22 protein-coding genes and 2 pseudogenes are annotated in these 23,697 nt (G+C 63.4%); 9 read left to right on the plus strand and 15 right to left on the minus strand.

The window, feature by feature from the left end:
* Position 1 precedes the first annotated feature (1 nt).
* The 8 genes and pseudogenes from HK436_RS27360 to HK436_RS27395 all read right to left on the minus strand — a co-directional run bounded on the left by HK436_RS27360 (position 2) and on the right by HK436_RS27395 (position 8,796).
* Positions 2-1,024, minus strand: coding sequence for an ABC transporter ATP-binding protein (locus HK436_RS27360; protein WP_173194794.1), 1,023 nt, complete (start codon positions 1,022-1,024; stop codon positions 2-4).
* On the minus strand, positions 1,017-2,027 hold the full coding sequence (locus tag HK436_RS27365) for an ABC transporter ATP-binding protein (RefSeq protein ID WP_173194795.1): 1,011 nt from the start codon (positions 2,025-2,027) through the stop codon (positions 1,017-1,019). Before HK436_RS27365 ends, HK436_RS27360 begins: the two co-directional genes overlap by 8 nt.
* Complete coding sequence (locus tag HK436_RS27370; protein WP_173194796.1) at positions 2,024-2,872, minus strand: ABC transporter permease; 849 nt, start codon at positions 2,870-2,872, stop codon at positions 2,024-2,026. The genes HK436_RS27365 and HK436_RS27370 overlap by 4 nt, the downstream gene beginning before the upstream one ends.
* Positions 2,869-3,897, minus strand: a complete 1,029-nt coding sequence (locus tag HK436_RS27375; RefSeq protein ID WP_173194797.1) for an ABC transporter permease — start codon at positions 3,895-3,897, stop codon at positions 2,869-2,871. Before HK436_RS27375 ends, HK436_RS27370 begins: the two co-directional genes overlap by 4 nt.
* 27 nt (positions 3,898-3,924) lie before the next feature.
* Positions 3,925-5,504, minus strand: a pseudogene (locus HK436_RS33850) (ABC transporter substrate-binding protein).
* Positions 5,505-5,575: 71 nt separating this feature from the next.
* Complete coding sequence (locus tag HK436_RS27385; RefSeq protein WP_206680597.1) at positions 5,576-6,610, minus strand: transketolase family protein; 1,035 nt, start codon at positions 6,608-6,610, stop codon at positions 5,576-5,578.
* The gene (locus HK436_RS27390; protein ID WP_173194798.1) at positions 6,607-7,488 is read right to left on the minus strand and encodes a transketolase; all 882 of its coding nucleotides are present in this window, start codon (positions 7,486-7,488) and stop codon (positions 6,607-6,609) included. Before HK436_RS27390 ends, HK436_RS27385 begins: the two co-directional genes overlap by 4 nt.
* Positions 7,489-7,536: 48 nt before the next feature.
* Positions 7,537-8,796 carry an aminotransferase class III-fold pyridoxal phosphate-dependent enzyme gene (locus tag HK436_RS27395; RefSeq protein ID WP_173194799.1) on the minus strand — a complete coding sequence of 420 codons (1,260 nt, stop codon included), beginning with the start codon at positions 8,794-8,796 and terminating at the stop codon, positions 7,537-7,539.
* Between the two features lie 146 nt (positions 8,797-8,942).
* Between HK436_RS27395 and HK436_RS27400 the strand changes: the two genes are divergently transcribed.
* The 4 genes from HK436_RS27400 (at position 8,943) to HK436_RS27415 (ending at position 12,151) form a co-directional block, all read left to right on the plus strand.
* Positions 8,943-9,587 carry a GntR family transcriptional regulator gene (locus HK436_RS27400; protein WP_173194800.1) on the plus strand — a complete coding sequence of 215 codons (645 nt, stop codon included), beginning with the start codon at positions 8,943-8,945 and terminating at the stop codon, positions 9,585-9,587.
* A 143-nt stretch (positions 9,588-9,730) separates the two neighbouring features.
* A complete protein-coding gene (locus HK436_RS27405) occupies positions 9,731-10,660 on the plus strand; it encodes a 2-dehydro-3-deoxygalactonokinase (RefSeq protein ID WP_173194801.1) in 930 nt (309 codons plus the stop codon).
* Entirely contained in the window at positions 10,657-11,268 is a 612-nt protein-coding gene (locus HK436_RS27410; RefSeq protein ID WP_173194802.1) for a 2-dehydro-3-deoxy-6-phosphogalactonate aldolase, read from the plus strand. Before HK436_RS27405 ends, HK436_RS27410 begins: the two co-directional genes overlap by 4 nt.
* Before the next feature lie 43 nt (positions 11,269-11,311).
* Positions 11,312-12,151 carry a metallophosphoesterase family protein gene (locus tag HK436_RS27415; RefSeq protein ID WP_173194803.1) on the plus strand — a complete coding sequence of 280 codons (840 nt, stop codon included), beginning with the start codon at positions 11,312-11,314 and terminating at the stop codon, positions 12,149-12,151.
* On the opposite strand, the gene HK436_RS27420 is transcribed toward HK436_RS27415, so the two are convergent.
* Positions 12,152-13,102, minus strand: a complete 951-nt coding sequence (locus HK436_RS27420) for a LysR family transcriptional regulator (RefSeq protein WP_173194804.1) — start codon at positions 13,100-13,102, stop codon at positions 12,152-12,154.
* 176 nt (positions 13,103-13,278) lie between these two features.
* Here HK436_RS27420 and HK436_RS27425 point away from each other — a divergent pair, with 176 nt between their 5' ends.
* From HK436_RS27425 to HK436_RS27445, 5 genes and pseudogenes are all read left to right on the plus strand, one after another.
* A complete protein-coding gene (locus tag HK436_RS27425; RefSeq protein ID WP_173194805.1) occupies positions 13,279-14,664 on the plus strand; it encodes an MmgE/PrpD family protein in 1,386 nt (461 codons plus the stop codon).
* Positions 14,661-15,821 carry an acyl-CoA dehydrogenase family protein gene (locus tag HK436_RS27430; RefSeq protein WP_173194806.1) on the plus strand — a complete coding sequence of 387 codons (1,161 nt, stop codon included), beginning with the start codon at positions 14,661-14,663 and terminating at the stop codon, positions 15,819-15,821. Before HK436_RS27425 ends, HK436_RS27430 begins: the two co-directional genes overlap by 4 nt.
* A complete protein-coding gene (locus HK436_RS27435; RefSeq protein ID WP_173194807.1) occupies positions 15,821-16,705 on the plus strand; it encodes an HTD2 family dehydratase in 885 nt (294 codons plus the stop codon). The genes HK436_RS27430 and HK436_RS27435 overlap by 1 nt, the downstream gene beginning before the upstream one ends.
* Positions 16,702-17,831, plus strand: a pseudogene (locus HK436_RS27440) (CaiB/BaiF CoA transferase family protein). The gene HK436_RS27435 and the pseudogene HK436_RS27440 overlap by 4 nt, the downstream one beginning before the upstream one ends.
* A gap of 51 nt (positions 17,832-17,882) precedes the next feature.
* Positions 17,883-18,227, plus strand: coding sequence for a hypothetical protein (locus tag HK436_RS27445; RefSeq protein WP_173194808.1), 345 nt, complete (start codon positions 17,883-17,885; stop codon positions 18,225-18,227).
* A 73-nt stretch (positions 18,228-18,300) separates the two neighbouring features.
* Here HK436_RS27445 and HK436_RS27450 read toward each other — a convergent pair whose 3' ends face one another.
* The 6 genes from HK436_RS27450 to HK436_RS27475 form a co-directional block, all read right to left on the minus strand.
* Positions 18,301-18,936 carry an SH3 domain-containing protein gene (locus tag HK436_RS27450; RefSeq protein ID WP_173194809.1) on the minus strand — a complete coding sequence of 212 codons (636 nt, stop codon included), beginning with the start codon at positions 18,934-18,936 and terminating at the stop codon, positions 18,301-18,303.
* Positions 18,936-19,265: a hypothetical protein gene (locus HK436_RS27455; protein WP_173194810.1), complete on the minus strand. Its 330-nt coding sequence runs from the start codon at positions 19,263-19,265 to the stop codon at positions 18,936-18,938. The genes HK436_RS27450 and HK436_RS27455 overlap by 1 nt, the downstream gene beginning before the upstream one ends.
* 45 nt (positions 19,266-19,310) lie before the next feature.
* Positions 19,311-19,973, minus strand: a complete 663-nt coding sequence (locus HK436_RS27460; protein WP_173194811.1) for a hypothetical protein — start codon at positions 19,971-19,973, stop codon at positions 19,311-19,313.
* A 66-nt stretch (positions 19,974-20,039) separates the two neighbouring features.
* Positions 20,040-22,022: a di-heme-cytochrome C peroxidase gene (locus HK436_RS27465; protein WP_173194812.1), complete on the minus strand. Its 1,983-nt coding sequence runs from the start codon at positions 22,020-22,022 to the stop codon at positions 20,040-20,042.
* Positions 21,994-23,175, minus strand: coding sequence for a trypsin-like serine peptidase (locus HK436_RS27470; RefSeq protein ID WP_173194813.1), 1,182 nt, complete (start codon positions 23,173-23,175; stop codon positions 21,994-21,996). Before HK436_RS27470 ends, HK436_RS27465 begins: the two co-directional genes overlap by 29 nt.
* A 12-nt stretch (positions 23,176-23,187) precedes the next feature.
* Complete coding sequence (locus HK436_RS27475) at positions 23,188-23,688, minus strand: hypothetical protein (protein WP_173194814.1); 501 nt, start codon at positions 23,686-23,688, stop codon at positions 23,188-23,190.
* Between the last annotated feature and the right edge of the window lie 9 nt (positions 23,689-23,697).

Genomic DNA, 23,697 nt, shown 5'->3' on the forward strand with positions numbered 1-23,697 from the left:
GTCAGCCGGTCAGCGGAAAGTGGCACGCGGCACTGGTGCCGCCAGCCTTCGGGGTGAGCGCGGGCTCGCGCTCGGCGCAGAGTGGTTGCGCACGCGGGCAGCGCGTGCGGAAGCGGCAACCTGACGGCGGCGAAGCCGGGCTTGGAACATCCCCCTCCAGCACCTGGCGCGCGCGGGCGCGTTCCTTCTGCGGGTCCGCCAACGGCACGGCCGATAAAAGTGCGCGTGTATAGGGATGGCTCGGCGCGTCGTAGAGAGCGTCGCGGTGGCCGATCTCCATCACCTTGCCGAGATACATCACCGCCACCCGGTCGCACAGATGATGCACGACGGAAAGGTCGTGGGCGATGAACAGGTAGGAGAGGCCGAACTGGTCCTGAAGATCCTTGAGCAGATTGAGCACACCTGCCTGGATCGAAACGTCGAGCGCTGACACAGGTTCGTCGAGGATGATGAGCTCGGGTTTCAGCGCGAGCGCGCGCGCAATGCCGATGCGCTGCCGCTGCCCGCCGGAAAACTCGTGCGGATAGCAGTCCGCATGTCCGGGGTCGAGCTTAACCAGGTTGAGCAGTTCGTCCACGCGCGTGCGTTTTTGCGCGGCCGACATGCCGACAAGGCGCAGCGGCTCGGCGATGATGTCGCGCGTGGTCATGCGTGGATGAAGCGATGCATGCGGGTCCTGAAAGACGAACTGGATGCGCGCCCGCAGCGGCCGCATCTCCCGCTGATCGAGTGTGGCCAGATCGACGTCGCCGAACCGGATTTCGCCTGAAGTGGGTTTCAGCAGCCGCGAAACGCAGCGCGCCAGCGTTGACTTTCCACAACCGGACTCGCCGACAAGACCCAGCGTCTCGCCGGGCATGATGTCGAAGCTGACATCCGAGACGGCGCGCACTGCGCCCGTCGGACGGCTGAACAGCTCGCCTCGAACGGGAAATTCCTTGACCAGATTGCGAACGGACAGCAGCGGCGCGCGCTCAGCGTCCGTCGGCCCATCATGGCCGTGTGCGACGGGATCAAGCATCGGCGCCGCTCAACTGCATGAGCCTGGTCGAAACCAGCTCTTCCGCACGATGGCAGGCGACCGTCACCGCCCCCACTTCACGCAAGGCCGGACGCTCGGTGCGACACTGCTCGACCGCATGGGCGCACCGTGGATGAAAGGAGCATCCGGCTGGCCTCGCGCTGATCGGCGGCGGCGAACCGGGAATGGCGGTGAGCCTGTCCACCCGCGTGCCGGCTTGCGGCAGGCTTGCAAGCAGCCCTGCGGTGTATGGATGGCGCGGCGCTGCAAACACGTCATCCACCGAGCCACGCTCCACCACCCGCCCCGAATACATGATCGACAGGCTGCGCGCGGCGCCCGCCACCACGCCGAGATCATGCGTGACCAGAACGATGCCCACGCCCTTGTCGCGGCGCAGACGTTCCAGTAGTTCCATGATCTGCGCCTGGATGGTGACGTCCAGCGCAGTGGTCGGCTCGTCGGCGATCAGCAGATCTGGTTCGTTGGCCATCGCCATCGCAATCACGGCGCGCTGGCGCATGCCGCCGGAGAATTCGTGGGGGTATTGGGTGGCTCTCCGTTCGGGTATCGGGATTGCGACCAGCCGCAGCAGCTCGACCGCCTGCTCGCGCGCCTGCGTCCGCCCTACCTGCGGCTTGTGGATGCGGATCGCCTCGGCGATCTGGTCGCCGACCGTGAGCAGCGGGTTCAGCGCCGTCATCGGATCCTGAAAGATGTAGCCGATGCGGGCGCCGCGTATCCTGCGCATCTGGCGATCACTCAGTCCGACAAGCTCGCGCCCGTCGAGCCTGATGGAGCCCGAAAGCCGCGCGCCCGGCGACAGCAGGCCCATTACGGCCAGCATGGTTACGCTCTTGCCCGAGCCGGATTCGCCGACGACGCCGTGCAGCTCGCCCGCGTTGACCGTAAGGTCGACGCCGCTGACCGCCTCCAGCGCTTCGCCGTGGCGACCCGCGAAGGCAACGCTGAGATCGCGTATCTCGAGAAGCGGCGCGGTCATTTCGACCTCGGGTCGAGAAAATCGCGCAAGCCGTCGCCAAGGAAGTTGAAGCCCAGCACGATCGACAAAATGGCAATGCCCGGCCCGGCTGCAATCCACCAGCGGTAGAAATGCAGCGCGCCGTCTGAGATCATCTGCCCCCATTCCGGCGTCGGCGGCACTGCACCGAGGCCGATGAACGACAGACTGGCGGCCAGCAGCACCACTTGGCCAAAATCCATCGTGGCGTTGACGATGATCGGGCTCCAGCAAAGCGGCAGGATGTGTTTTGTCAGCACGCGCGGCCTCGTGGCCCCGGCCGCTATCGCGGCCTCGACATGCTCGCGCTCTCGAACCGACAGCACTTGCGCGCGCATCAGCCTTGCGTAAATCGGCCACCAGACGATGACCATGGCGATCGCGGCGTTGCCGAGGCCAGGCCCCAGTGCGGCCGTCACCGCCATGGCAAGCAGGATCGGCGGGAACGAAAGCGTCACGTCGACCAGCCGCATGATGATGCTATCGACAAGGCCTCCGACGAAGCCGGCGATCGCTCCGAGCGTTCCGCCGATGACCACGGCACAGAAAATCACCAGCGCGGCGATCGGCAAGGAATGGCGGACGCCGTAAAGTGTGCGCGTCAGCACGTCGCGTCCCAGCGCGTCGGTCCCCAGCCAATGCGAGGCGTTTGGCGGCTGGAAGCGCCCACCCGCAAGCATGGTCGGATCGTAGGGCGTCCATAGCGGGATGGTTATGCCCACGACGACCCACAACAGGACGATGATCCCGCCGAAGACGACGGGCAGCGTTGCCCATTGCGGCAGCATCGCCCGCGGCCCTGCGTTGCGCGTCACGGCGGCGCTCATGAACTCTCCTGCTGCGAGAGTTTCACGCGCGGATCCACCAGCGCATAGGCGATGTCGGTCAGCAGATTGGAAATGAGGAAGGCGGCCCCGCCGACGATGGTCACCCCGACGATCGCGGGATGGTCGAGGCCCCGCGCGGCGGCCACCGCATAGGAACCGATGCCCGGCCAGGAAAAGATCGTTTCGGTCAGGATCGCGCCGGTGATCAGATAGGCGAAGGAGAAGCCGAGGATCGTCAGCGTCGGCAGCATGGCGTTGCGCAACGCATGATGGATCAGCACTCGAAGCGGGCCAGCCCCCTTGGCGCGCGCCGCGAGGATGTACTCCTGGCTGAGAACGTCGAGCATCGAGGCGCGCACCATCCGCGAGACGATGCCGGTAACGGTCCAGCCGAGTACGCTGGCCGGCAGCACCAGATGCATGAGCACGCTGCGGAATCCGGCCCAGTCGCCGGCTAGCAGCGCGTCGACGGTGTAGAAGCCGGTGACGAAAGGCGGAGCGACGGCTCGCGTGTCGATACGTCCCGGCCCCGGCAGCCAGCCGAGTTGGACCGAGAAGATGAAAAGGACGAGCAGACCGGACCAGAAGACCGGCGCCGATGCACCGACGAGTGCGAAGAGCCTGGCGATATTGTCGATCGGCCCGTCGCGGAAGCGCGCCGCCAGAACGCCCAGCACGACGCCGAATATCGTGCCGAGAAACATCGCTGCGATCACCAGTTCCAGCGTCGCGGGCAGGCGCACCATCAGGTCCTGCGCAACCGGCTGGCGGGTGCGGAAGGAGGTGCCCATGTCGCCGGTCACGAGGTTGCCGAGGTAGATGAGGTAGCGCTCGGGCAGCGAGCGATCGAGGCCCCACCGCTCCCGCGCGGCCTCGACCACCGCAGGATTGTTCATCTGCCGTTCGCCGATGATCGATGTCAGGGGATCGGCGGCGGTGAAGTAGGTGAGCAGGAAGGCGACCGTTATCACCCCCAGCAGAAGCAGGGGCATCGCGATGAGACGCCTGACGATATATGTCGTCATCCCGATGCCCCTTTGCAGGCCGTGCGTTTACTTGCGGCCGATCTCTGCCAGCGGCAGGTTGCAGCACGCGCTGTAGCGTACGCCTTCGATCTCGCTGCGGTAAGCCAGAATGAGGTTGGGGCTTACCACCGGCACGATGATGCGGTCCTTGATCATCTCCAGCGCGATCTCGCTATAGAGCCGGTTCATCTCGTCTCCGGAGGCAGCGAGCGCCTGCTGGAAAAGGTCTACCTCACTCTTGTTGACGAGATCGACCTTGCCCTGTCCGCTGGCGTTCCGCTCCCAGTAGGTGTCGGGCAGCATGCCGAAGAACTGCACATACTGGGCCGAACCGTAATAGTCAGGGGCGTAGAATCTGGCACTGAACGGAATGCCCGGATTGGCGATCTGCTCACGCCATACGGCCGAAGCTACCGGCTGGATGTTGATCTTCACATTGATGCGCGCGAGATCCTGCTGGATCTTCTGCATCAGCAAAGTCAGATCGACACCGTAGACGTTGAGGGAAGCGACCGTAATGTCGAGCGTAAAGCCGTCCTCAAGCCCCTTCGAGGCGAGGATTTCGCGCGCCTTGTCGAGGTTTTCCTCCGGCATCGGCAGGCCTTCGGTCCCCGGGAAGCCGTTGGGGATCGGCGAAGCCTGCAGCTCGCCCTCGCCGCCGACGGTGAAGTCGATTGCGCCCTGGTAGTCGATCGCGTAGGCGAGCGCCTGCCGCACCTCCAGATCGAGCATGTCGCCGCCCTCGGCACCCGGCGAGAACATCACATAGATGAAGTTGTAGGACGGCACGGTCTCGATCGTGATGTCGGGCGAATTGATCGTTGAAGCGGTATCCGGATCGACCTGCATGGCAATGTCGGCGCCGCCGCTCTGCAGCATCTGCGCCTGGGACACGGCATCGGCGACGTGATCGATGACGATCTCGCCGATCGGCGGCGCATCCCCCAGTAGTTCTCGTTCACGCGAAAGCGCAATTCGTCGTCCGGCCGGTAAGTGTCGAGCACATAGGGGCCGCTGCCGGCCGAGTTTGCCAGAAACCAGGTCTCCGCCTGGTCCGCCGAAGAGGCGTCTTCACCCGCGGTCGCGCCGTTTTCGGATGCAACGTCGCTATTGATGATGCCGACATAAGGCGCGGCCAGAATGCCGATGAATTCCGAGTTCGGGCTTTCCATGTTGACGATGACGGTCTTCTCATCCGGCGTCTCGATGGACGCCACCCCGTTCATCATGAAGGATGGATCGGCCTGCAGGTTCTTGAGCCGCTCGAACGTCCATTTGACGTCCTTCGCCTCAACCGGGCTGCCATCGGAAAACACCGCTTCCGGATCGAGCTTGAAGGTGAACTGCGTCTGGTCCTCATTGGAGGTCCATTCCGTCGCGAGAAGCGGCTCGACCGAGCGATCGTCGGCGGCCAGCTTCACGAGCCCCTGATAGGTGGAGCTAAGATATATCTGGCACGTGTCACAGAAGGCCCGGTGTGGGTCGAGCGAGTTGATCTCGAGATTGCGTGCGATGACGAGCGGCTGGTCCTGCGCGGCAGCCGACCCGGACAGGATGGCGGCGGCGCCGGCACCTGCAAGCAGAAGTGTGCGTATTCCGGTTCTCATGACAGTCTCCCATTGTTTTTGGTCATCAGGGTCCCGTTGCCCTGTTTTTTCTTTTCGGGACCCGCCAGTGCCTAGTTGATATTCTGCAAAAGCTCCTTTGCGACCGCCGTCACACCGTCGGCATCGAGCCTGTAATGCGCATAGAGCGCCGCCGGCGGCCCGATCAGCGAGAACTCGTCGAGTATCCCGTGCCTGCGGAAGGGAATCCGCTCTTCGTCGACCAGCACCTCTGCGACGGCCGAACCGAGCCCGCCGATGATATTGTGCTCTTCCACCGTCAGGATCGCGCGTGTGTCGCGCGTCGCTGCCCGAATGGCCTCTTCATCGAGCGGCTTGATCGTATGCATGTCAATGACCCGCACGCCGACACCGTCTGCGGCCAGGCGGTCGGCCGCTGCGAGCGAAGCATGGACCTGAGAACCGGTCGTGATGATCGTCAGGTCGTTGCCGTCGCGCAGCTTCGTTGCCTTGCCGAAAGCGAAATCAGCAGGCACGTCCTGATAGACCTCGGCGTCGCGCCCACGACCGAGGCGGATATACATCGCGCCCGGATGATCCACCGACGCGCGCAATATCGCGCGCAACTGGTTCGCATCAGCCGCGCAGACCACTGTCAGGTCGGCCACGCTGCGCATCATGCCGAGGTCTTCGGTGGAGTGGTGGCTGGTACCGTAGAACCCCATCGAGATGCCCGAATGGTGCCCGATGATCCGCACCGGCATGCGCGGATAGGCACAATCCGTCTTGATCGCCTCGGCGCCGAGGATCGCCGCGAACGATGCAAATGTCGCGACATAGGGCACGAGCCCGCAGGAGGCCATGCCGGCTGCGGCCGTTATCATGTTGCGCTCCGCAATGCCGAAATCGATGAAGCGATGCGGATGGCGGTTGGCGAAGTCGCGCGTGCGACTTGAGTTGGCGAGATCGGCGGTGGCGACGACGATACGCGGGTCGGTCTCTGCCAGGTCCGCGAGTTCGTCGCCAAGAATGAATGCCGGCATCGACTTCGCCGGCGTGCCGCGCACGGACTTCTCGTCCTTCAGCCGAAGCTCGTTGTCGTCGCCGCGAAAGAGCGTGCTCTGGTCCTGTCCTGCCGCGCCCATCATGCCTTCTCCTTCTCGAGAGGCTGGAGCCCGGCCTCGATCTCCGACCAGGCATCGTCGTAGTCGGCGCCGACGAGGTTGCCGACGTGCCAGTCGAGCGACAGCTCCATGTATTTCACGCCGCGCCCTTTGATCGTATCGGCGATGATCATCTGCGGCTTGCCCTCGCCCGCCGGCTTCAGCGCGCCGAGCGTTTCGAGGATCGTCGGCAGGTCGTGCCCGTCGATGCGCGTGACCTCCCAGCCGAACGAGCGGAAACGGTCGTCCAACGGCTCGACGGACATGACCTTTTCCGTCGGTCCATCGATCGAAAGCTGGTTGCGGTCGACGATGCCGACGAGCCCCTGGAGCTTGAAATGACCGGCGGCCATCGCCGCTTCCCAGATCTGGCCCTCGTTCAGCTCGCCGTCTCCGAGCATGCAATAGGTGCGGTAGACGCGGCCCGCGACCCTGCCCGCGAGCGCCATTCCCAGCGCAACCGAAAGGCCGTGCCCCAGCGAACCGGACGAAAAGTCGATGCCGGGAATCTTCTTCATGTCCGGATGGTCGCCGAACGCGCTGCCCAGCCGGGTGAAGTCGTCGAGCTTGGATGGCGGATAGAAGCCGAGATCGGCCAGCACCGGGTAAAGCCCGATGGCCGCATGCCCCTTGCTCAGCACGAAGCGGTCGCGATCCTCCCATTTCGGGTTGGCCGGATCGATACGCAGATGCGCGTAATAGAGCGCGGAGAAAAGTTCGGCCGCAGAGAACGTGCTGGAATAGTGCCCTGCACCGGCGATACGCGTCAGGCGAAGCGTTTCAAGCCGGATGAATTTGGCTCGATCCGCCAGATGGGCCACCGAGAAATTCCGGCGGTCGGCATGGTGCGACTGGGCGCTCACGGCAATACACCTCCCATGGGATACATGATATATCTAACGCAAGTCCGGTCAACCGGCTTTCGCGGCCAACTCCTCGTGAACGTGCGCAACGGCCTTGAATGCCTCCTCGGTGATCTCCAGCGTCTCGTCGATGATCTCGCTGGTGTGGGCCGCCGACAGGAACATCGTGTGCGTCGGATGGAAGTAGACGCCGCGATTGAGCGCTTCGAGGCAGAATCGGCTGCCGAGACTGCGATCCTCGTCGCCCTCGAACAGGAAAACCGGCATCTGCGCGGGCCCGCTCTGCCGCAGCGCCAGGCCGTATTTCCGTGCCTGTGCCTGCAGCCCCGCACGAAGGCGCTCGCCCGACGCGCTCATCAGGCCAACCGCATTCGTGTCCCGCAGCTTGGTGATCGTGGCGATCGAGGCCGCCATCGAAACGCCTGCCGTCCAGAATGAGCCAGTCGTGAAAATCGACTTCGCTCCCTCGCGGAAGCGGTCATTGCCGGTAACCGCAGCAAGCGCGCGGCCATTGGCAATGGCCTTGCTCCATGCCGAGAGATCGGGCTTTACGCCGACCAGCTCCCAGCTACCGCCCATGTCGAGCCGGAAACCCGCGCGCACGTCATCCACGATCAGCGCGGCGTCGGCCTCGTCCGCGACCCTGCGCGCGGCATGCGCGAATGCGCGCTCGGGCAGCACGTGGTCCTTGCCGAGGTCGTGCTTGAAGGCGGATACGATGATGGCCGCGAGATCGCCTTTTACCGATCCCACCGCCGCCTCCAAGCTGGCCGCGTCGTTATAGTCGTAATACACCAGATGGGCGCGATCCTCTTCGGTGACCCCGGCAACCGAGGGCGTGCACCACGGTATCGCCCCATGATAGGCGCCGCGCGCCACCAGCACCTTGCGCCGTCCGGTTCCGGCCCGCGCGATCGTCACGCAGGCCGTGGTGGCGTCCGTGCCGTTCTTCGAGAACATCGCCCAGTCGGCATGCGCGACAGTATCGACCATGAGTTCAGCGAGTTCGACCAGCCGCGGTGTCGGCCCATTGAGCCCGTCGCCCTGCGCCCGCTGGCGCGCCGCTTCCTCGACATCGGGATCGCCATAGCCGAGGATCATCGGCCCCCAGGCGCACATGTAGTCGATATAGCTGCGGCCATCCGCGTCCCAGATGCGGCAGCCCTCGCCGCGCGAAAAATATTGCGGATAGCCGGCCGGCACACGGGTGGCATTCTGATGTCCCCACATCCCGCCTGGGATGACCTTGTCCGCGCGCGCCCTGAGTGCCGCATCGATAGATTGCTGATCCATGTTTCCTGCCCGCATCGCATTGCTCATAAATTTGATATATCATGTATCTCATCATGGCAAGCGTTCGCCGTCATGACTCGACCAAGATGCTGGACCTGCCAAAACCCCCAATGGTAGGTACGATTGGAATGCGGGCGTTCCGCACTGGAGTTGACGATTACATGCAAGGCCCACCGGACATTCAGTCGAAGAGCCTCTCCGCTCAGATATACGCCCAGTTGAAGTATCAGCTCATGGCCGCGCGCCTCCAGCCAGGTGACCGGTTGAAGATACGCGACATGGCGCACAGCCTTGGAACAAGCGAGACGCCGGTGCGCGAGGCGCTGCTTCAGCTCGTGCGCGACGGCGCGCTGGAAATGAAGCCGGGTTACTACATTCGCGTGCGCCGGCTGACCTTGCGCGAATACCTGGAACTCCGCGAGATCAGGCTGCTTCTCGAGCCCCACGCGGCAGTAAAGGCCCTGCCGAACGTGGACGATGCTTTCATCGCCGAACTCGAACAGGTCCACGAGACCTTGATCCGCGCCGAACTGGAGAAGGACTATCCGACGGCGCTGCTGGCCAACTACGAGTTCCATTTCTCCGTCTATCGCAGATCGGAAATGCCGCAGCTCATAGACATTCTCGAACGGCTGTGGGTGCAGATCGGACCGCTGCTCAACTTCCTCTACCCGTTCGGCCACCCGAGCTACGACGGACCACACCAGCATCTGAATGTGATTGCCGCGTTGCGGAACCGGGATGCGGACGCACTGGCCGATGCATTCCGCGACGACCTGATCGAAGGTGTGGCCGCAGCTTCCTGAAATACCTCGAAAGCATCGAGCCCGAAAAACAACCCTGAGGCCGATGGGCAAACAGGTCGATTGAAACCCGTACCGCTCTCTGGCATTGCGTCATCCGCTACCGCGCGTGGACGCACGACATGCGGTGGAGGGGATAAAGCATCATGAATGAAGCCGCATATATCGACTGGATCGGCGTCGATTGGGGCACCACCAACCTGCGGGCCTGGGCCATGCGGGGCAGCGAAGTCGTGGCCACTGCCGCCGCCCCGATCGGTATGGCGAGCCTCACGCGCGACGGGTTCGAGCCGGCGCTGCTGAATGTCATTGAAAAATGGCTCGCCGCGAGCAGAATGACACCGTTGCCCGTCATTGCCTGCGGCATGGTCGGCGCCCGCCAGGGATGGCAGGAGGCACCATACGTCGCCGTGCCCTGCGCGCCCTTGGTGCGCAACGCCATGATACCCGTCGGCTGTGAGGACGATCGCATTACGGTCACGATCATCCACGGACTGAGCCAAGCGAACCCGGCAGATGTGATGCGTGGCGAAGAAACTCAGATCGCCGGCCTTCTCGCCATGGACCCGGATTTCGAGGGCCTGGTCTGCCTGCCGGGAACGCACAACAAGTGGGCCTTCATCCGCGGCGGAGAGATCGAACGCTTTCGTACGTTCATGACCGGCGAGCTGTTCGACATAATCGCAAGGCAATCGGTCCTGCGTCACGCGTTGGGCGACGCCTCGGCGTTCGACGATGAAGCTTTCGACGCGGCCGTGCTAAAGGCAGCCGCAGACCCAGCGGCACTTTCAGCCGCCCTGTTTTCGATCCGCGCCGCATCGCTGCTCGAGGGAACCGCACCGGATGTCGCTCGCGCCCGCCTGTCCGGGCTGCTGATCGGACTTGAGATTGCCGCGCTCGGCGACGAAGTTCGCACCGCCAGGCCGGCCATCGTCGGTTCGCACACGCTGTCCAGCCTTTATGAACGCGCTATCCGGCTCAACGGCGGCGATGCGCAGCGGCTGGACGGCGATGGTCTGGCGCGCGCAGGCCTGCAAATGGCTCATGACCTCATGATTGTGGAGAAGACGAATTGACCTTGCCGCTGATCGCTATCCTGCGGGGCATCCTGCCCGAAGAAGCCCGCGACGTTGCCGAGGTGCTGATCGGCGCCGGCATCACGCGCATTGAGGTGCCACTCAATTCGCCCGATGCGCTGCGTTCGATCAACACCATGTCGAAAGCCTTCTCCGCAGTCGCGGGAATCGGGGCGGGAACCGTGCTGACGCTCGACGAGGTACAGTCCGTCGCCGATGCAGGGGCCAGCTTCGTGGTCTCACCCAACTGCGAGCCAGCAATCATAGAGCGCACCCGCGCACTGGGCCTTGGCTCCTTTCCCGGCGTGTTCACGGCAAGCGAATGCTTCTCGGCCCTGAGATCCGGTGCCAACGCTTTGAAGATTTTTCCGGCTAATGTCATGCGGCCCGAGGGGCTTTCCGCCTTGCGTGCGGTGCTGCCTGCAGGCGCCGAAATGTACCCCGTCGGAGGCATTGGCCCAGACGACTTCGCAGCCTGGCGGCGAGCGGGAGCCACCGGCTTCGGCCTCGGCTCCTCGCTGTTCAAGCCCGGCTTCTCGCTGGACCGCACCGCCGATGAGGCTGCGCGCAGCGTAGCGGCATGGCAATCGTCGGCTGATCCGACCTGAGCGTGCAAACGCGGCTTTCAACCGTTCCGACGAAAGGATTGATATGACCGATCGTGTGGACTTCCTGCTGCTCTCCGATCTTCACGTCTCGCACCGGCCATTGGCGGAAGCAGGCTTATTGACCGACACGAGCCGCACGCTTGAAGAGGTTGTTGCCTGTATCGACAAACTTGCGGAGAAGCCGGCATTCATCGTCATCGCGGGCGACCTCACCAACCATGGCGAGCCTGATGCCTATCGCAAGCTGGGCAAATTGCTGGAACCCCTGTCGCTACCGATGGTCATGGCGCTTGGCAATCACGATACGCGGCCGGGCTTCCGGTCCGTCATGCTCGCACAACCGGGTGACCCGGATGCGCCCTACTTCCACGACACGGTCATCGCCGGCGTGCATGTGATTGTACTCGATTCCAGCATTCCCGGCCGCATTTCGGGAGCGCTGGGCGACGACCAGTTCGCGTTTCTTGAAGCCGCGCTGAAGCGCGAACCGGACATCCCGAAGGTGGTCGTGTGCCACCATCCGCCACATCTCCAAGACGGCGACGCCGGTTGGCACAGCCTCGATGCCGCAAGCAGTGCCCGGCTTGCGGAAATCGTGGGCGGCGGTCGGGTCGCAGCGATCCTGTCAGGCCACGTTCATCATGACAGCGTGATCCACTGGCACGGCGTGCCAATCATTATCGGAACCGGCCTCCATAACGCCGTCGACACGACTTACATCGCCGGCCTCCGTGTCGTTGACGGCGCCGGTTTCACGATCTGCACCCTGAGACCGAGCGGTCTTGCAGCAACCTTCGTCCCTCTCGCGCGCAGCCGGGCCGAACTGGCGATCCACGATCTGGCGATGCTGGATGCCATGGACCGCGCGGGCGGTCACGGCTGACTACGTGGCAGGCACGACCTGAACCGTGCCCTCCCAGGCACCTTCGGCAACCAGCGAGAACACCACCTCACGACACAGTGCCTCAACCGCTTGCACCGCATGTGGCGCCGGCTTGTCGCCGGGACGTGCCAGATGAACCTCCCTCTGCACGACCGGGTTGACGATCGACCAGCGACGCAGGCGTTTTGCTTCCAGTTCGGCTGCAACGGCATGCAGCGGCAGAATCGAAAAGCCGACCCCGCGCTCGACGAGGAGCTTGATGGCCGCATAGGAATCGACATCGATCTCGCTGTTGAGTGAAGCGTTGCGCGACAATGCGAGGCGCTCCAGCATCTCACGCAGTCCATGCGCGCGGCCGGGCAGTATCAACGGCAGCTCGATCGCGTTTCCGAAGTCGATCGACGATCCATGCGGCCGCGCCGGACCTGATCTGGAGCCGGCCGGACCAAGAAGGCAAAGCTCCTCCACGCACAGGCATTCCGACGCAAGCCTCCGGTCGACCGCGGGAATGTACAGGATCGCGAGGTCCACATGGCCGGCGCGCAGCCAGTCCAGTACGAAGCCGCTCATCGCCTCTGCGATCCGCAGCTTGATTCCGGGGTATCGTTGCCGAACGGCGAGGATAAGCGGCACCGCCAGCTTCTGGCTGATCGTGCCTGGAATGCCGATATGCACCTCGCCCCGCGGCTCGGCGGCGTGCCCGCGCACCTCTGCCTCCGCCGTGGCGACTTGCTCGATCACCAGCCGTGCATTGCGCAGCAAGGTCGTCCCCGCCTCCGTCGGCATCACGCCCTGTGCGCTCCGCAAGAGCAATTGCATGCCAAGGTCCGCCTCCATGTTGCGGACATGGGCACTGAGGGCCGGCTGCGCGATGTTCAGAACCTGTGCCGCTCGCGAGAACGACCCTTGTTCCACGATCGCCACGAAATAGCGCAACTGTCTCAGGTCCAACGCCACCTCCGATAAGAGTCCGTCTCAAGCGCGCGTCCTTGCGACGGCCGGAGCGAAAACTTTCAAGCGTTTTCATCGTCGCAGATATAACATTATCCTATAGACACCGACGCAAAACCCTATTTCCCTTCTGTGGTCCTGCTATTCATGCTTGGGAGCTGCATGAGGAAAAACATATGACAGTGCCAGCGCCGTCCCAGATCACCCAGCGCTTGGCTGCATTCGCAGCGGCTCTGCATTATGACGCGCTGCCACCGGAGGTCCCCTTGCGGGCCAGCGATCTGGTGACCGATCTGGTTGGCAGCATCGTACGTGCCGGCGCGGAATCAAATTCCACCCCCGCACTCCTGGCCATGGCGGCCCGTCTCAGCATCGACGGTCCCGGCGAGATCACCGTGTTCGGTTTCAACCGTCGCTACACGCCCGCTACCGCGGCCCTTTTCAACGGCATGCTCGGCCATTCGCTCGACTTCGACGACACGCATTCCGACAGTTCCACCCATCCGAGTGCACCGGTCGTTCCCGCAGCCCTTGCTGCTGCGGAGATGACTGGCTGCAGCGGGCGGGAAGCGCTCAGCGGCATCGTAGCCGGCTATGAGGTGATGATACGCATCGGCAACGCGCTCGATCCGACCGCGCATTACGCGCGCGGCTTCCACCCGACTGCGACGGCCGGCGTCTTTGGCGCGGCGGCGGCAGCCGGGCGCATCTTCGGCCTCGACGCGCAACAGATCGCCTCGGCATTTGGGGTGGCGGCAAGCCAGGCCGCCGGCTCGCTTCAGTTCCTCGTCAACGGCGCCTGGAACAAGCGTTTCCAGGTTGGGGCAGCCGCCATGAACGGGCTGATCGCCGCGTCACTCGCGCGCGAAGGATTTCTCGGCGCAGCCGACGCGATCGAGGGCAAGCACGGCCTGTTGGTCGGTTACACCGACGGCGCCGATCCCGAACGCGCCGTTGCCGGACTGGGCTCCGTCTGGGAGACGATGAACATCGGGCTCAAGCCTTACCCGACATGCCGCTACACGCATGCCGCTATCGACGGGCTCGTGGCACTGCGCACAGAACTTGGCCTCACGACGGAACAGGTGAAATCCGTCACGGTAGGCCTCCATCGAAACGGCATAACATTGACCGGAACACCCCTGGAAGAAAAGCGCAGGGTGCGCGGCATCGTCGAAGGTCAGTTCTCCATGCCGTTTGCGGCCGCCGTGGCGCTGACGTTGGGCCGTTTCGGCTGGGACGACTACGCGTTGCTGGCCAAGCCCGAAATCGACGCGCTTTGCGACCGGGTCGACGTCATCCGCGACGAAAGCCTCGAGGGCCTGCGCCACCCGTTCGGTGCGACGCTTGAGGTTACGACACCGCAAGGAACCATTAGCCGCCGCATCCCCGATCCGTCCGGTGAACCGGATACCTTCCCGTCGCCCGAGGCGCTCTCCGCCAAGTTCATGACACTTGCGCGACCGGTGCTGAACGATGATGCAGCGATGCTGCATGAACGACTCTCGCGTCTGGCCGACATGCCGACGCTGCGAGAGCTGGGAGGACAAGCAAACATATGAACAGCGCCGCAACCGAATACCGTGAAATCCGCGAAGAGGTCGCCAAGCTCTGCGCCGAATTTCCCGGTGAATACTGGCAGAAGCTCGATCGCGAGCACGCTTATCCGAGCGAATTCGTCCAGGCACTCACGCAGGCGGGCTATCTCGCAGCGCTGATTCCCGAGGAATATGGTGGCGCTGGGCTGCCGCTGTCGGGGGCCGCTGCGATCCTGGAAGAAATCCAGCGTGCCGGCGGCAATGGCGGCGCATGCCACGCGCAGATGTACATCATGGGTGCGATCCTGCGGCACGGCTCGGAAGAGCAGAAGCGGGAATATCTGCCGCGCATCGCCAGCGGCGAACTGCGCCTGCAGGCCTTCGGCGTCACCGAGCCGACCAGCGGCACCGACACCACGTCACTACGCACGACGGCGCGACGCGAAGGCGACGAATATGTCATCAACGGCCAGAAGATCTGGACCTCCCGCGCGGAACATTCCGACCTCATGCTGCTTCTGGCACGCACCACCCCGCGCGACCAGGTGGCCAAGAAGACTGACGGGCTTTCGGTCTTCATCCTCGACATGAACAAGGCGAAGACCGCAGGCCTGACGATCCGCCCAATCCGCACCATGATGAACCACGCGACGACCGAGGTGTTTTTCGAGAATGTGCGCGTGCCTGCCCGCAACCTCGTCGGCGAGGAGGGCAAGGGGTTCCGCTATATCCTGTCGGGCATGAACGCGGAGCGCATTCTGATCGGCGCCGAGTGCATCGGCGATGCCAAGTGGTTCATCGACAAGGCCCGTGGCTACGCCTGCGAGCGCGTCGTCTTCGGCCGTCCCATCGGCCAGAACCAGGGCATTCAGTTTCCCATCGCCAGAGCACATGCCCAGATGCGCGCCGCCGAGCTGATGGTCCACCACGCGGCCCAACTCTACGAGGCCGGCGAACAATGCGGAGAGGAAGCCAACATCGCCAAGATGCTCGCCGCCGAGGCGTCCTGGGCGGCCGCCGAAGCCTGCGTGCAGACCTATGGCGGCTTCGGTTTCGCGGAGGAGTACGACGTGGAGCGCAAGTTCCGCGAAACGCGCCTCTATCAGGTGGCGCCGATCTCGACCAATCTGATCCTGAGTTACATTTCCGAACATGTTCTCGGCATGCCACGGTCGTATTGATGGGAACAGAAGACATCGACATCGAACATCTGCGCGGCTGGATCGGCAGGAAGCGGACGCTCGAAGACACGATCACGCCGCGTCTCGCCGCCAGTCTCGGTGCCATCCTGGATGAGGGCGTGGATTTCACCGAGGGCGCGCCGGCGCCCACCGGCATCCACTGGTGCCTTTGCCCCGACATTGCGCCGATGTCGGGGCTGGGCCCGGATGGCCATCCCGCGCGCGGTGACTTCCTGCCGCCGGTTCCCTTTCCCCGCCGCATGTGGGCGGGCGGCGAGCTTCGGTTCAGCAGCGAGTTCCGCGTAGGTGACCGGGTGACGCGCATCTCGCGCATCGACGATGTCTCGGTGAAGCACGGACGCTCCGGTTCGCTCTGTTTCGTGCAGGTCTCGCACCGATACGAAACGCCGCGCGGTCTCGCATTGAGCGAGCGCCACGACATCGTCTATCGCCAGATGGAAAGCGCGCCAGCTGCATCGACGGCGCCCGCACCGCAGACGGGAGAGGCTGCCCGCCGCATCAGCGTCACGGCCGATCCGGTGCTGTTGATGCGCTACTCGGCGGCAACCTTCAACGGCCACCGTATCCACTACGATCGCGACTATTGCGCAAACGTGGAAGGTTATCCGGGATTGATTGTGCATGGCCCGTTGCAGGCGACCCTGCTCCTTAATCTGGCAAGGCAGGAGAATGGTGGTGCCTATCCCGCCAGCTTCGCGTTCCGAGGCGTATCGCCGCTCTTCGACGGCCAATCTTTCACCGTCAACGCAGGCCGTGGCGCCCCGCTCGAGCTGTGGGTCGCGGATGCTTCCGGCAAGACCACCATGACGGCGACCGCGACGCTTTCGTCCGATGCCGGCGAACAGCCAACGGTGCCAGCATGACCGCTCTGGAAGGTAAGCTCGTCCTTACAATCGAACAGGCGGTGGCAGCCCCTTTCTGTACCTCACGGTTGGCCGACGCGGGCGCTCGCGTTATCAAGGTTGAGCGCCCCGAAGGCGATTTCGCACGCGGCTACGACAAGGCCGCCAACGGTTTGTCGAGCTATTTCGTCTGGCTCAACCGTGGCAAGGAATCGGTGGTCCTCGACCTCAAGGACGCTGGCGATCGTGAGCTGCTCCTGCGCATGATCGAGCGGGCCGACGTACTTGTCCAGAACCTGAAGCCCGGCTCTCTCGATCGCATGGGACTGGGTCCACAAGCGCTGCTCGCGCGAAACCCTGGGCTGGTCTGCTGCTCGATCAGTGGCTACGGCGACACAGGTCCCTATTCCGGACGCAAGGCCTACGACCTCCTCATCCAGGCCGACAGCGGTCTGTGCAGCATTACCGGCGGGCCGGAATCAGCGGCGCGCGTCGGCATCTCGCTGGTCGACATCGCGACCGGCGCAACCGCTCATGCCGCGATCCTGGAGGCCCTGCTTCAGCGGGATCGTACCGGCAGGGGGTGGACATCCGAATTTCGATGTTCGACGTCATCGCCGACTGGCTTGCGGTGCCGTTCCTGCACGCACGCGCCGGCACGCCACCGCAGCGCATCGGGCTCGCCCACCCATCGATATCGCCCTACGGCGTATTCAGCACCCGCGACGGGCGAGAAGTCCTCGTGTCGATCCAGAACGACCGCGAATGGGCGATCTTCGCGCGCGACGTGCTTGCGCGGCCCGACATGGCGGCCGATCCGGACTTTTCCTCAAACAATGGACGGGTCCAGAACCGCGCGGCGGTTGATGCGGCGGTGGCCAAGCGTTTCGCTGCACTGGATCACGATGAGGCAGTCAGATTGCTCGTCGAGACGGACACTGCCTTTGCCGACGTCAACGGCATCGACGATCTCCTGACACATCCGCATCTCGTCCAGACCGGCGTCGAAACCGAAACGGGGCCGCAGACAGTTCCCGCGCCGGCGGCGGTCAGGGATGGTGAGCGCCATGTCGCCCGTCGCGTGCCCGCCCTTGGTGCCGACAGCATGGCAATCCGCCAGGAATTCGCGCCTGCACCTGACCGCTGAACGGCAGTTAGGAGCAGGCCCACCGATCTCGCTACCAGTCCGATCACCTCAGTGATCGCCTCGTCGAGCGACCGGCGTATCATGCTTGTCGAGAATTCGGAGGTCGTCGCCGAAACGTCGCTCATAATCGACGGGCAAGGGCCACTGGTAAACCACGTCTATACATTGCAACAGTCCAACGAGGTTGCCAAGGGTATGCAGTGGATAGCGATCACGCACGAGGCGCAGGGAAGACCGCTCGGCGGACAGGTGAGAGCCGTTGACAGGCTGCGCGCCGATAACGCTTTTCTTCTCCGGGTGCAGAAACATATGCACCCGGGAACCCCGATGATCCTGACCGAAGCGCCGCTTCATCCCGATACGCGTTCGGCAAAGGACTTCGTCATCATGTCCTAGGTCCGGACCGGCCGCAGCATTCGATACCAGGTTGAGGTAGGCGCGGTTCGCGGCGGCAACACACGCTTATATATCAGCCGCCGTAGACGACGGCCTCCGGTATCTCGTAGCGTTCCGAACCATCGATGCGGATGAGGTAAAGGTCGGAAATCTTCTCGAACGAGATCTGCATTCCCGCGTCGGTGGTCTCAGGCCTGCCATCGACAAACTCGACATAGCGTTCGCCACCTGCTGGCAGCTCGATCCACACTGCCGCGTTGCCGTTGCCTCCGCGCGTAACGCGGAAAGCGCAGTTCGTGGTTGGTTGCCCGGCCACGGGTGAGCAGGGAATCTGTCCAGTGGCTTGAGAATTGATACCATTGTTCGGCTCAGCGCCTGCTTCCACGAGGTAGCGGCCGCTCACCCAACCGGTCAGCGCCTGCCCCGAAGCGGCTTCAATCCGGCACCAGCGGGCTGTTCCAGCCATCTCGCAGCCGAGATTGCGGACACGGTCACCATTGGCCAGCGCACCCACGACACGGTTTGATGTGCCCGCCCCCGAACGCACGTTCAGTGTGTCGCCAGCCGGAACGCCCTTGACCTGCCAGAAGTCCGGACCTCCAGCCAGCCCGTCAGCGTAGTCGGGTGAAGGTGCCGTGGCCTTTCCGCCGGTAATGGCGACGGAGAGCGTATAGTCTGCCGTCTCGTCACGCCGCGCCGCGTTGCGCATCAGGTAGACGCGGATACGATAATCGGCGTCGTCGGGGAGAACACCGGCATAGTCGTTGCCTTCCGTGGATCCGACATAGATTGCCGTGAGATCGCTTCCTGCAGAAGGTTGAAGTAACTCGACAGGTTCGACGTCTTCAGCGAAATCTCGATCGTCTGACCCGCCCGCGCATCGATCAGATAGTCGACGATCTCGTAGCCGCGGATCGATCCCCTGATATCGGCCCCCGATCGTCCGGGCTGGAACGACACACGTTCTTCGCGGACATCTTGCGCAATTGCAGGTAGCGAAAGGAGCATCGCCGCCACCAGGATGAGAAGGTTGGACATGGTTCTCACGGGAATACTCCACTTCGCCCGTAGCGGCGGTGATCTTTATCTGCCGCAATCGCTTCGGCTGGCTGCGTCAACGCTCTGATAGCGCCCCTCGCCCGTCACGACTTGGGCACACACACCAGTGCCCGCATTCCACCAGTAGGCGGTCAAGCCGGCCGTGCGGGCCAGCGTGTAGCCGCGCGCCATGAGCTGCATCTCGCCACTAGAGCCACGCGCACCGACGAGGTCGGCGATATCTGTCGGCACGCCAACCACAGCAGCCGTTGTTGATGCCCCACACTCCGAAGCGCTCACGCTGCGAATACTCTGGTAGCGCCCCTGCCCGGTGACAACGGCGGCACATGTGCCGCTGCCGGCATTCCACCAGTACGCGGTCAGACCGGCCGTGCGCGCCAGAGTGTAGCCGCGCGCCATAAGCTGCGTCTCGCCCCCGGCCGCACGCGCATCGACAAGATCAGCAATATCCGAAGGCACGCCCGGAGCGGACGAAACGATGGGCGAGTTCATAGGTTGAGGGTCGGTCTGGCATCCCGCTATAGCAAGCGTGACAGCGGAAAGAATGAGGATTCTCTTCATGATACTTCCTCCACTCCCCCACATGAACACTTTACCTTGAAAGACTGAAAACAGCAAAGATGACGCCGCCTTATTTTCGATATTGAAGAATTTTTGCTTGTCAACAGCCGGCACCTGCCAAAGCATCGCCACAGCCCACGCCAGAGGCCAGCGAGATGGCAGCTTCAGGTCATCCGGCCGGCTCAACCAACGTCACAGCGTCTTCAGATACTCCACCAGTTCCCAGCGCTGCTGCTCGCTCAGCGCATCGGTGCCATAATCATGGCCGGAATTGTAGTTGCCTGGAACGGGCGAACCGTCGCCTCCATAGACTTTGAACTCGAACGTCTCGACCACCTCTCCATCGCTGCGCACGAGCAGCTCGGCCGGTTGTGTCGAGAAGCCCACCTTGGTCGGATCGAAGACGCGGCTGCCGACATGGAAGGATGCGGGGCGATTGCCAGGCCCTGGTGCAGCAAGCGTCTCGCCGGCGGGCACGACGACCCGCAGCGGCGACGGCAGCAGCAGGTCATAGAGCGTCGGCACCGAGCCGTTATGCAGATAAGGCGCGGTAGCCCAGATGCCGTTGAGCGGCCGTGCCTTGTAGGCGAGGATGCTCTCGTCTCCCGGCAGGCCGGCGTCCTGTGAAGTCAGACAGGCCTGCGCAATCTCCTTCTTTACGGGATCGGTCACGCCAGGAAGATAGTCGAAGCCAGCGCCCGATTCACGGGATTCCGGGGATCCGCCACGGCGGAAAATGTCGTCGAACAGGCTTCCGACCAGCTCGTCGGAGCGCCCGATCACGGCGCCCACGGCAGCGTTCGTGAGCATGTCGCGGGTGAAATCCTCACTGTCAATCCTGTCGCCTTTGACGACGAACGGACGGCGGCCTTCGAATTTGCCGGCATTCGACCAGTGCAGAAACGTATTGCACGCCAGGAATATGTCGGTCCCGCCCTCCCTGATCGGCTGCATCGGAACCTTGATCGGAGTGGTAAGGTCGTCCGAGGCAAGATCGGCGTGGCATCTGGCGCACTGGGTCTCGAAAAGTGCGCGACCGCGCTCCGCGCTATCCCAGTCGATGGGCGGCAACACGTCCTCCGGCCAGCGTGGCGACTGCAGGCGGGCAAGCTGTTGTTCCAGATCCACCATCTTCTCGACGCGCAGGCTGGATTTGTAGCCGAGCAAGGTCGTCATCCAACGCGGATTGATTTCGATATGGGCGAACACGCCGATCACCTCGGAGGTGTTGCGCACCAGCGCGCCGATGTCCGTGTTCTTGCCGAAAAGCGGGATGTTCAGAATGTTGCGCGCGATCCCGTTCCACTGGATCTTGTCCTGCTGCGCGGTATTCCAGATGTGCGGATAGCTTGCCGGCGCATCTGAGGCGAGCGGTCCCGACATGGGTGCACCGCCACCCACGGCAGCCACCTTGTTGAGGATATGACCCTGTGCGTCGAGGCGACCGTAACCATAGCGCAGGTCGGTATGGTTGGCATCGATCAACCGTGTCTGCCAGGCGATCTGTTCGACGAGTTGGGCGCGAAGCGCGACGCGTGACGGCACGCTGAGCTCGGCACCGAGCACGGAGCGCGCGAAGCGGTCGAACTTGGCCTCGTCCGCCGCGGTGGATTCGAGTGCGGCCAGGATACGCTCCAGAAAGCTCTGGAAATCGGCAAGCGTCGGCGCACCTTCGATGCGGATGCGCGAGCCGTCATACTCTATGTCGTTGGTATGGCATGCCGAACACGTCATTCCGAGCCATGGCTTGCGCATCAGGAAACCGTTGCAGGTTTCCGGGAAAGTTTCGCACATGATGTCGGCGCGGTTCGAATTCTCCTCGTCGACCACGAAGCCGATCGGCAGGCCGTGCGGGTTGGCCGCGCTCGCCTGTGCCGGCAGATAACCCAGCGCTCGCATGTTCTCGTAGGCGAAGAACGGACTTTCCCGCCCCGCCTCCTCCAACGCCAGCGCCCAGCTCAGAGGAAGCAACCGTGAGCCCTGGCTGGTTCTGTACCACTTTGTGCGATCGCGCTCGCTCCAGCCTTGATCCAGACAGACGAGACCGGCGGCGCAGGTTTCTTGTGCCTGCGCCGCCATTTCGATCTTGCCGCCACCAAGCCCACTCGCCAGAAAGGCGACGGCAAAGATCGTCAGCCCCCGCCAGTTATTGATCCACTGCCTGCTGCCCGTCATTTGCCTGCTCCCCCGCATTGACGACATGGTCTGCAAGAAACGCGTTGATCAACCCGGCGCGAACCGCCCGGTTGGATCCACTGTAGCGGCCCACGATCGACCGCCCCCAATGATGAAGTCCCGCCACCTCGCCGGCGGCATTGAAGACCGGAGAACCAGACGAACCGCCCAGCGTGTCGCACAGATGGGCAAAGTCGGTCTGGCCAGAGCGGCCGGGCGAAACCGCCTCGAACACAGCGCAACCCACTTCCGAAATCTGCTTGGCCTCACCCAGCGGATGCTGCAGGACGAAAAGCTGCTGGTCCGCCAATACATCCTCGTCGGCGAGTGCCAGCGTGCCCCAGCGCAGGCCCGGTTTCTCCGCGATCCTCAGCACCGCAATATCCAGCGGAACGTCGACGGCCAACACCGATTGGCAATCGTACTGCTCAAGGCCGGGCGTCTGGCCGATATTGTTGTAGACGAAGCCGAATATGACCTTGGTGGCCAGGCATGTCGGCTGATCCGCCACGCAGTGCTCGTTGGTCACCAGCACGTCGTCGCCGATGAGGAACCCCGAACAGACCTCGCGAATTTGCCGCCCGCCTTCAGTCTTGATCATCGAGAGTTTCGCCACCGCACCCTGCACGCGATCGACAACCGGCAGGAACTGCCCTTCGTAGCGGTAGAGATGCTCGCGCTCGTCCTCGCCTATGATCGATTCCAGCACCGGCCCACGCTTGTCGAAGCTCACGGCGTCGATGGTAAAGGCAAGAGTGCCGCCCCGATTGCCATAGACCGAAACGCCCAGCGACTGGCCCCATCCGATATTCGTCCAGATCGCGTCGACACCGGCCAGTGTCTCATTGGTCAGCTTCTGGACGACCTCACCGTTGCGGTTGACGATCTCGATCTCGAAATACTCGTCCGGATCAAAACTGATGTCGGAAAAATGAAGCTGCATGAGCGCGGCGCCCGCGCGCAGGAAGGATTGCGCCCACTGTGCGGGGCCGGTGGTGCCGCCGCCGCTCTCGTCCGGAGGCGGCGGGAAGGATGCGGCAATCTGTTCCACGACACCCTCGGTATGCGGAACTGAAAGCGGCGGCGGCTCCTCTTGCGCCAACGCTGGGCCGAGCGTGGCGAAGGTGAAACAGATGGCGACGAGCAGGCGCATTCGTCTTCTTCCTCAGCGCGAGGCCAACATCAGGTCGTGGACATCGGCAAGCTTGAACCTGGCGACGGCATCCGCCTCCTGGTCCCCGCAGTTTTCCAGCGTTGCGGGCAGGAACCGGAATTCCCGCTGCAGATGATCCGGTTCGATCTGGTAAGCACGCCGCAGGAACTCATGTCCGCGCACATGCATCATCAGGTGCCAGTCCTCGCGCTCGTTGTAGAACACGCGCCGCAGGTCAGGCTCGCTCAGATAAAAATGGCCACCCGATTCGACGTCGGCAGCGACAATGTCGCCAACGGTGACGAAGCCCCTGAACTCGCCGCGCATCTTGCAGCCGTTGTTCAGTTCGAGGAAGTCGACGTCGAAATCCATCGCCCGCCGCATATCGATCATCGTTGCCTTCGAGGCCTCAAGCAGCTTGCTGTCGAGAACCGCCGTCGTCATGATCCGTTGATAGATATCCTCGATGCCAGTCTTTCCGCGCCGGATCAGGTGGCCAATTGCGGCCGACACCAGAGGTGC

The organism is Neoaquamicrobium sediminum (assembly GCF_013240295.1).
GTDB lineage: Bacteria > Pseudomonadota > Alphaproteobacteria > Rhizobiales > Rhizobiaceae > Aerobium > Aerobium sediminum.

Coding starts and splice junctions, on each gene's coding strand:
- HK436_RS27360 (WP_173194794.1), bottom strand. CDS start 1,024: ATGCTTGATCCCGTCGCACACGGCCATGATGGGCCGACGGACGCTGAG.
- HK436_RS27365 (WP_173194795.1), bottom strand. CDS start 2,027: ATGACCGCGCCGCTTCTCGAGATACGCGATCTCAGCGTTGCCTTCGCG.
- HK436_RS27370 (WP_173194796.1), bottom strand. CDS start 2,872: ATGAGCGCCGCCGTGACGCGCAACGCAGGGCCGCGGGCGATGCTGCCG.
- HK436_RS27375 (WP_173194797.1), bottom strand. CDS start 3,897: ATGACGACATATATCGTCAGGCGTCTCATCGCGATGCCCCTGCTTCTG.
- HK436_RS27385 (WP_206680597.1), bottom strand. CDS start 6,610: ATGATGGGCGCGGCAGGACAGGACCAGAGCACGCTCTTTCGCGGCGAC.
- HK436_RS27395 (WP_173194799.1), bottom strand. CDS start 8,796: ATGCGGGCAGGAAACATGGATCAGCAATCTATCGATGCGGCACTCAGG.
- HK436_RS27400 (WP_173194800.1), top strand. CDS start 8,943: ATGCAAGGCCCACCGGACATTCAGTCGAAGAGCCTCTCCGCTCAGATA.
- HK436_RS27405 (WP_173194801.1), top strand. CDS start 9,731: ATGAATGAAGCCGCATATATCGACTGGATCGGCGTCGATTGGGGCACC.
- HK436_RS27415 (WP_173194803.1), top strand. CDS start 11,312: ATGACCGATCGTGTGGACTTCCTGCTGCTCTCCGATCTTCACGTCTCG.
- HK436_RS27425 (WP_173194805.1), top strand. CDS start 13,279: ATGACAGTGCCAGCGCCGTCCCAGATCACCCAGCGCTTGGCTGCATTC.
- HK436_RS27430 (WP_173194806.1), top strand. CDS start 14,661: ATGAACAGCGCCGCAACCGAATACCGTGAAATCCGCGAAGAGGTCGCC.
- HK436_RS27435 (WP_173194807.1), top strand. CDS start 15,821: ATGGGAACAGAAGACATCGACATCGAACATCTGCGCGGCTGGATCGGC.
- HK436_RS27450 (WP_173194809.1), bottom strand. CDS start 18,936: ATGCGCAACGCGGCGCGGCGTGACGAGACGGCAGACTATACGCTCTCC.
- HK436_RS27455 (WP_173194810.1), bottom strand. CDS start 19,265: ATGTCCAACCTTCTCATCCTGGTGGCGGCGATGCTCCTTTCGCTACCT.
- HK436_RS27460 (WP_173194811.1), bottom strand. CDS start 19,973: ATGCTTTGGCAGGTGCCGGCTGTTGACAAGCAAAAATTCTTCAATATC.
- HK436_RS27465 (WP_173194812.1), bottom strand. CDS start 22,022: ATGACGGGCAGCAGGCAGTGGATCAATAACTGGCGGGGGCTGACGATC.
- HK436_RS27470 (WP_173194813.1), bottom strand. CDS start 23,175: ATGCGCCTGCTCGTCGCCATCTGTTTCACCTTCGCCACGCTCGGCCCA.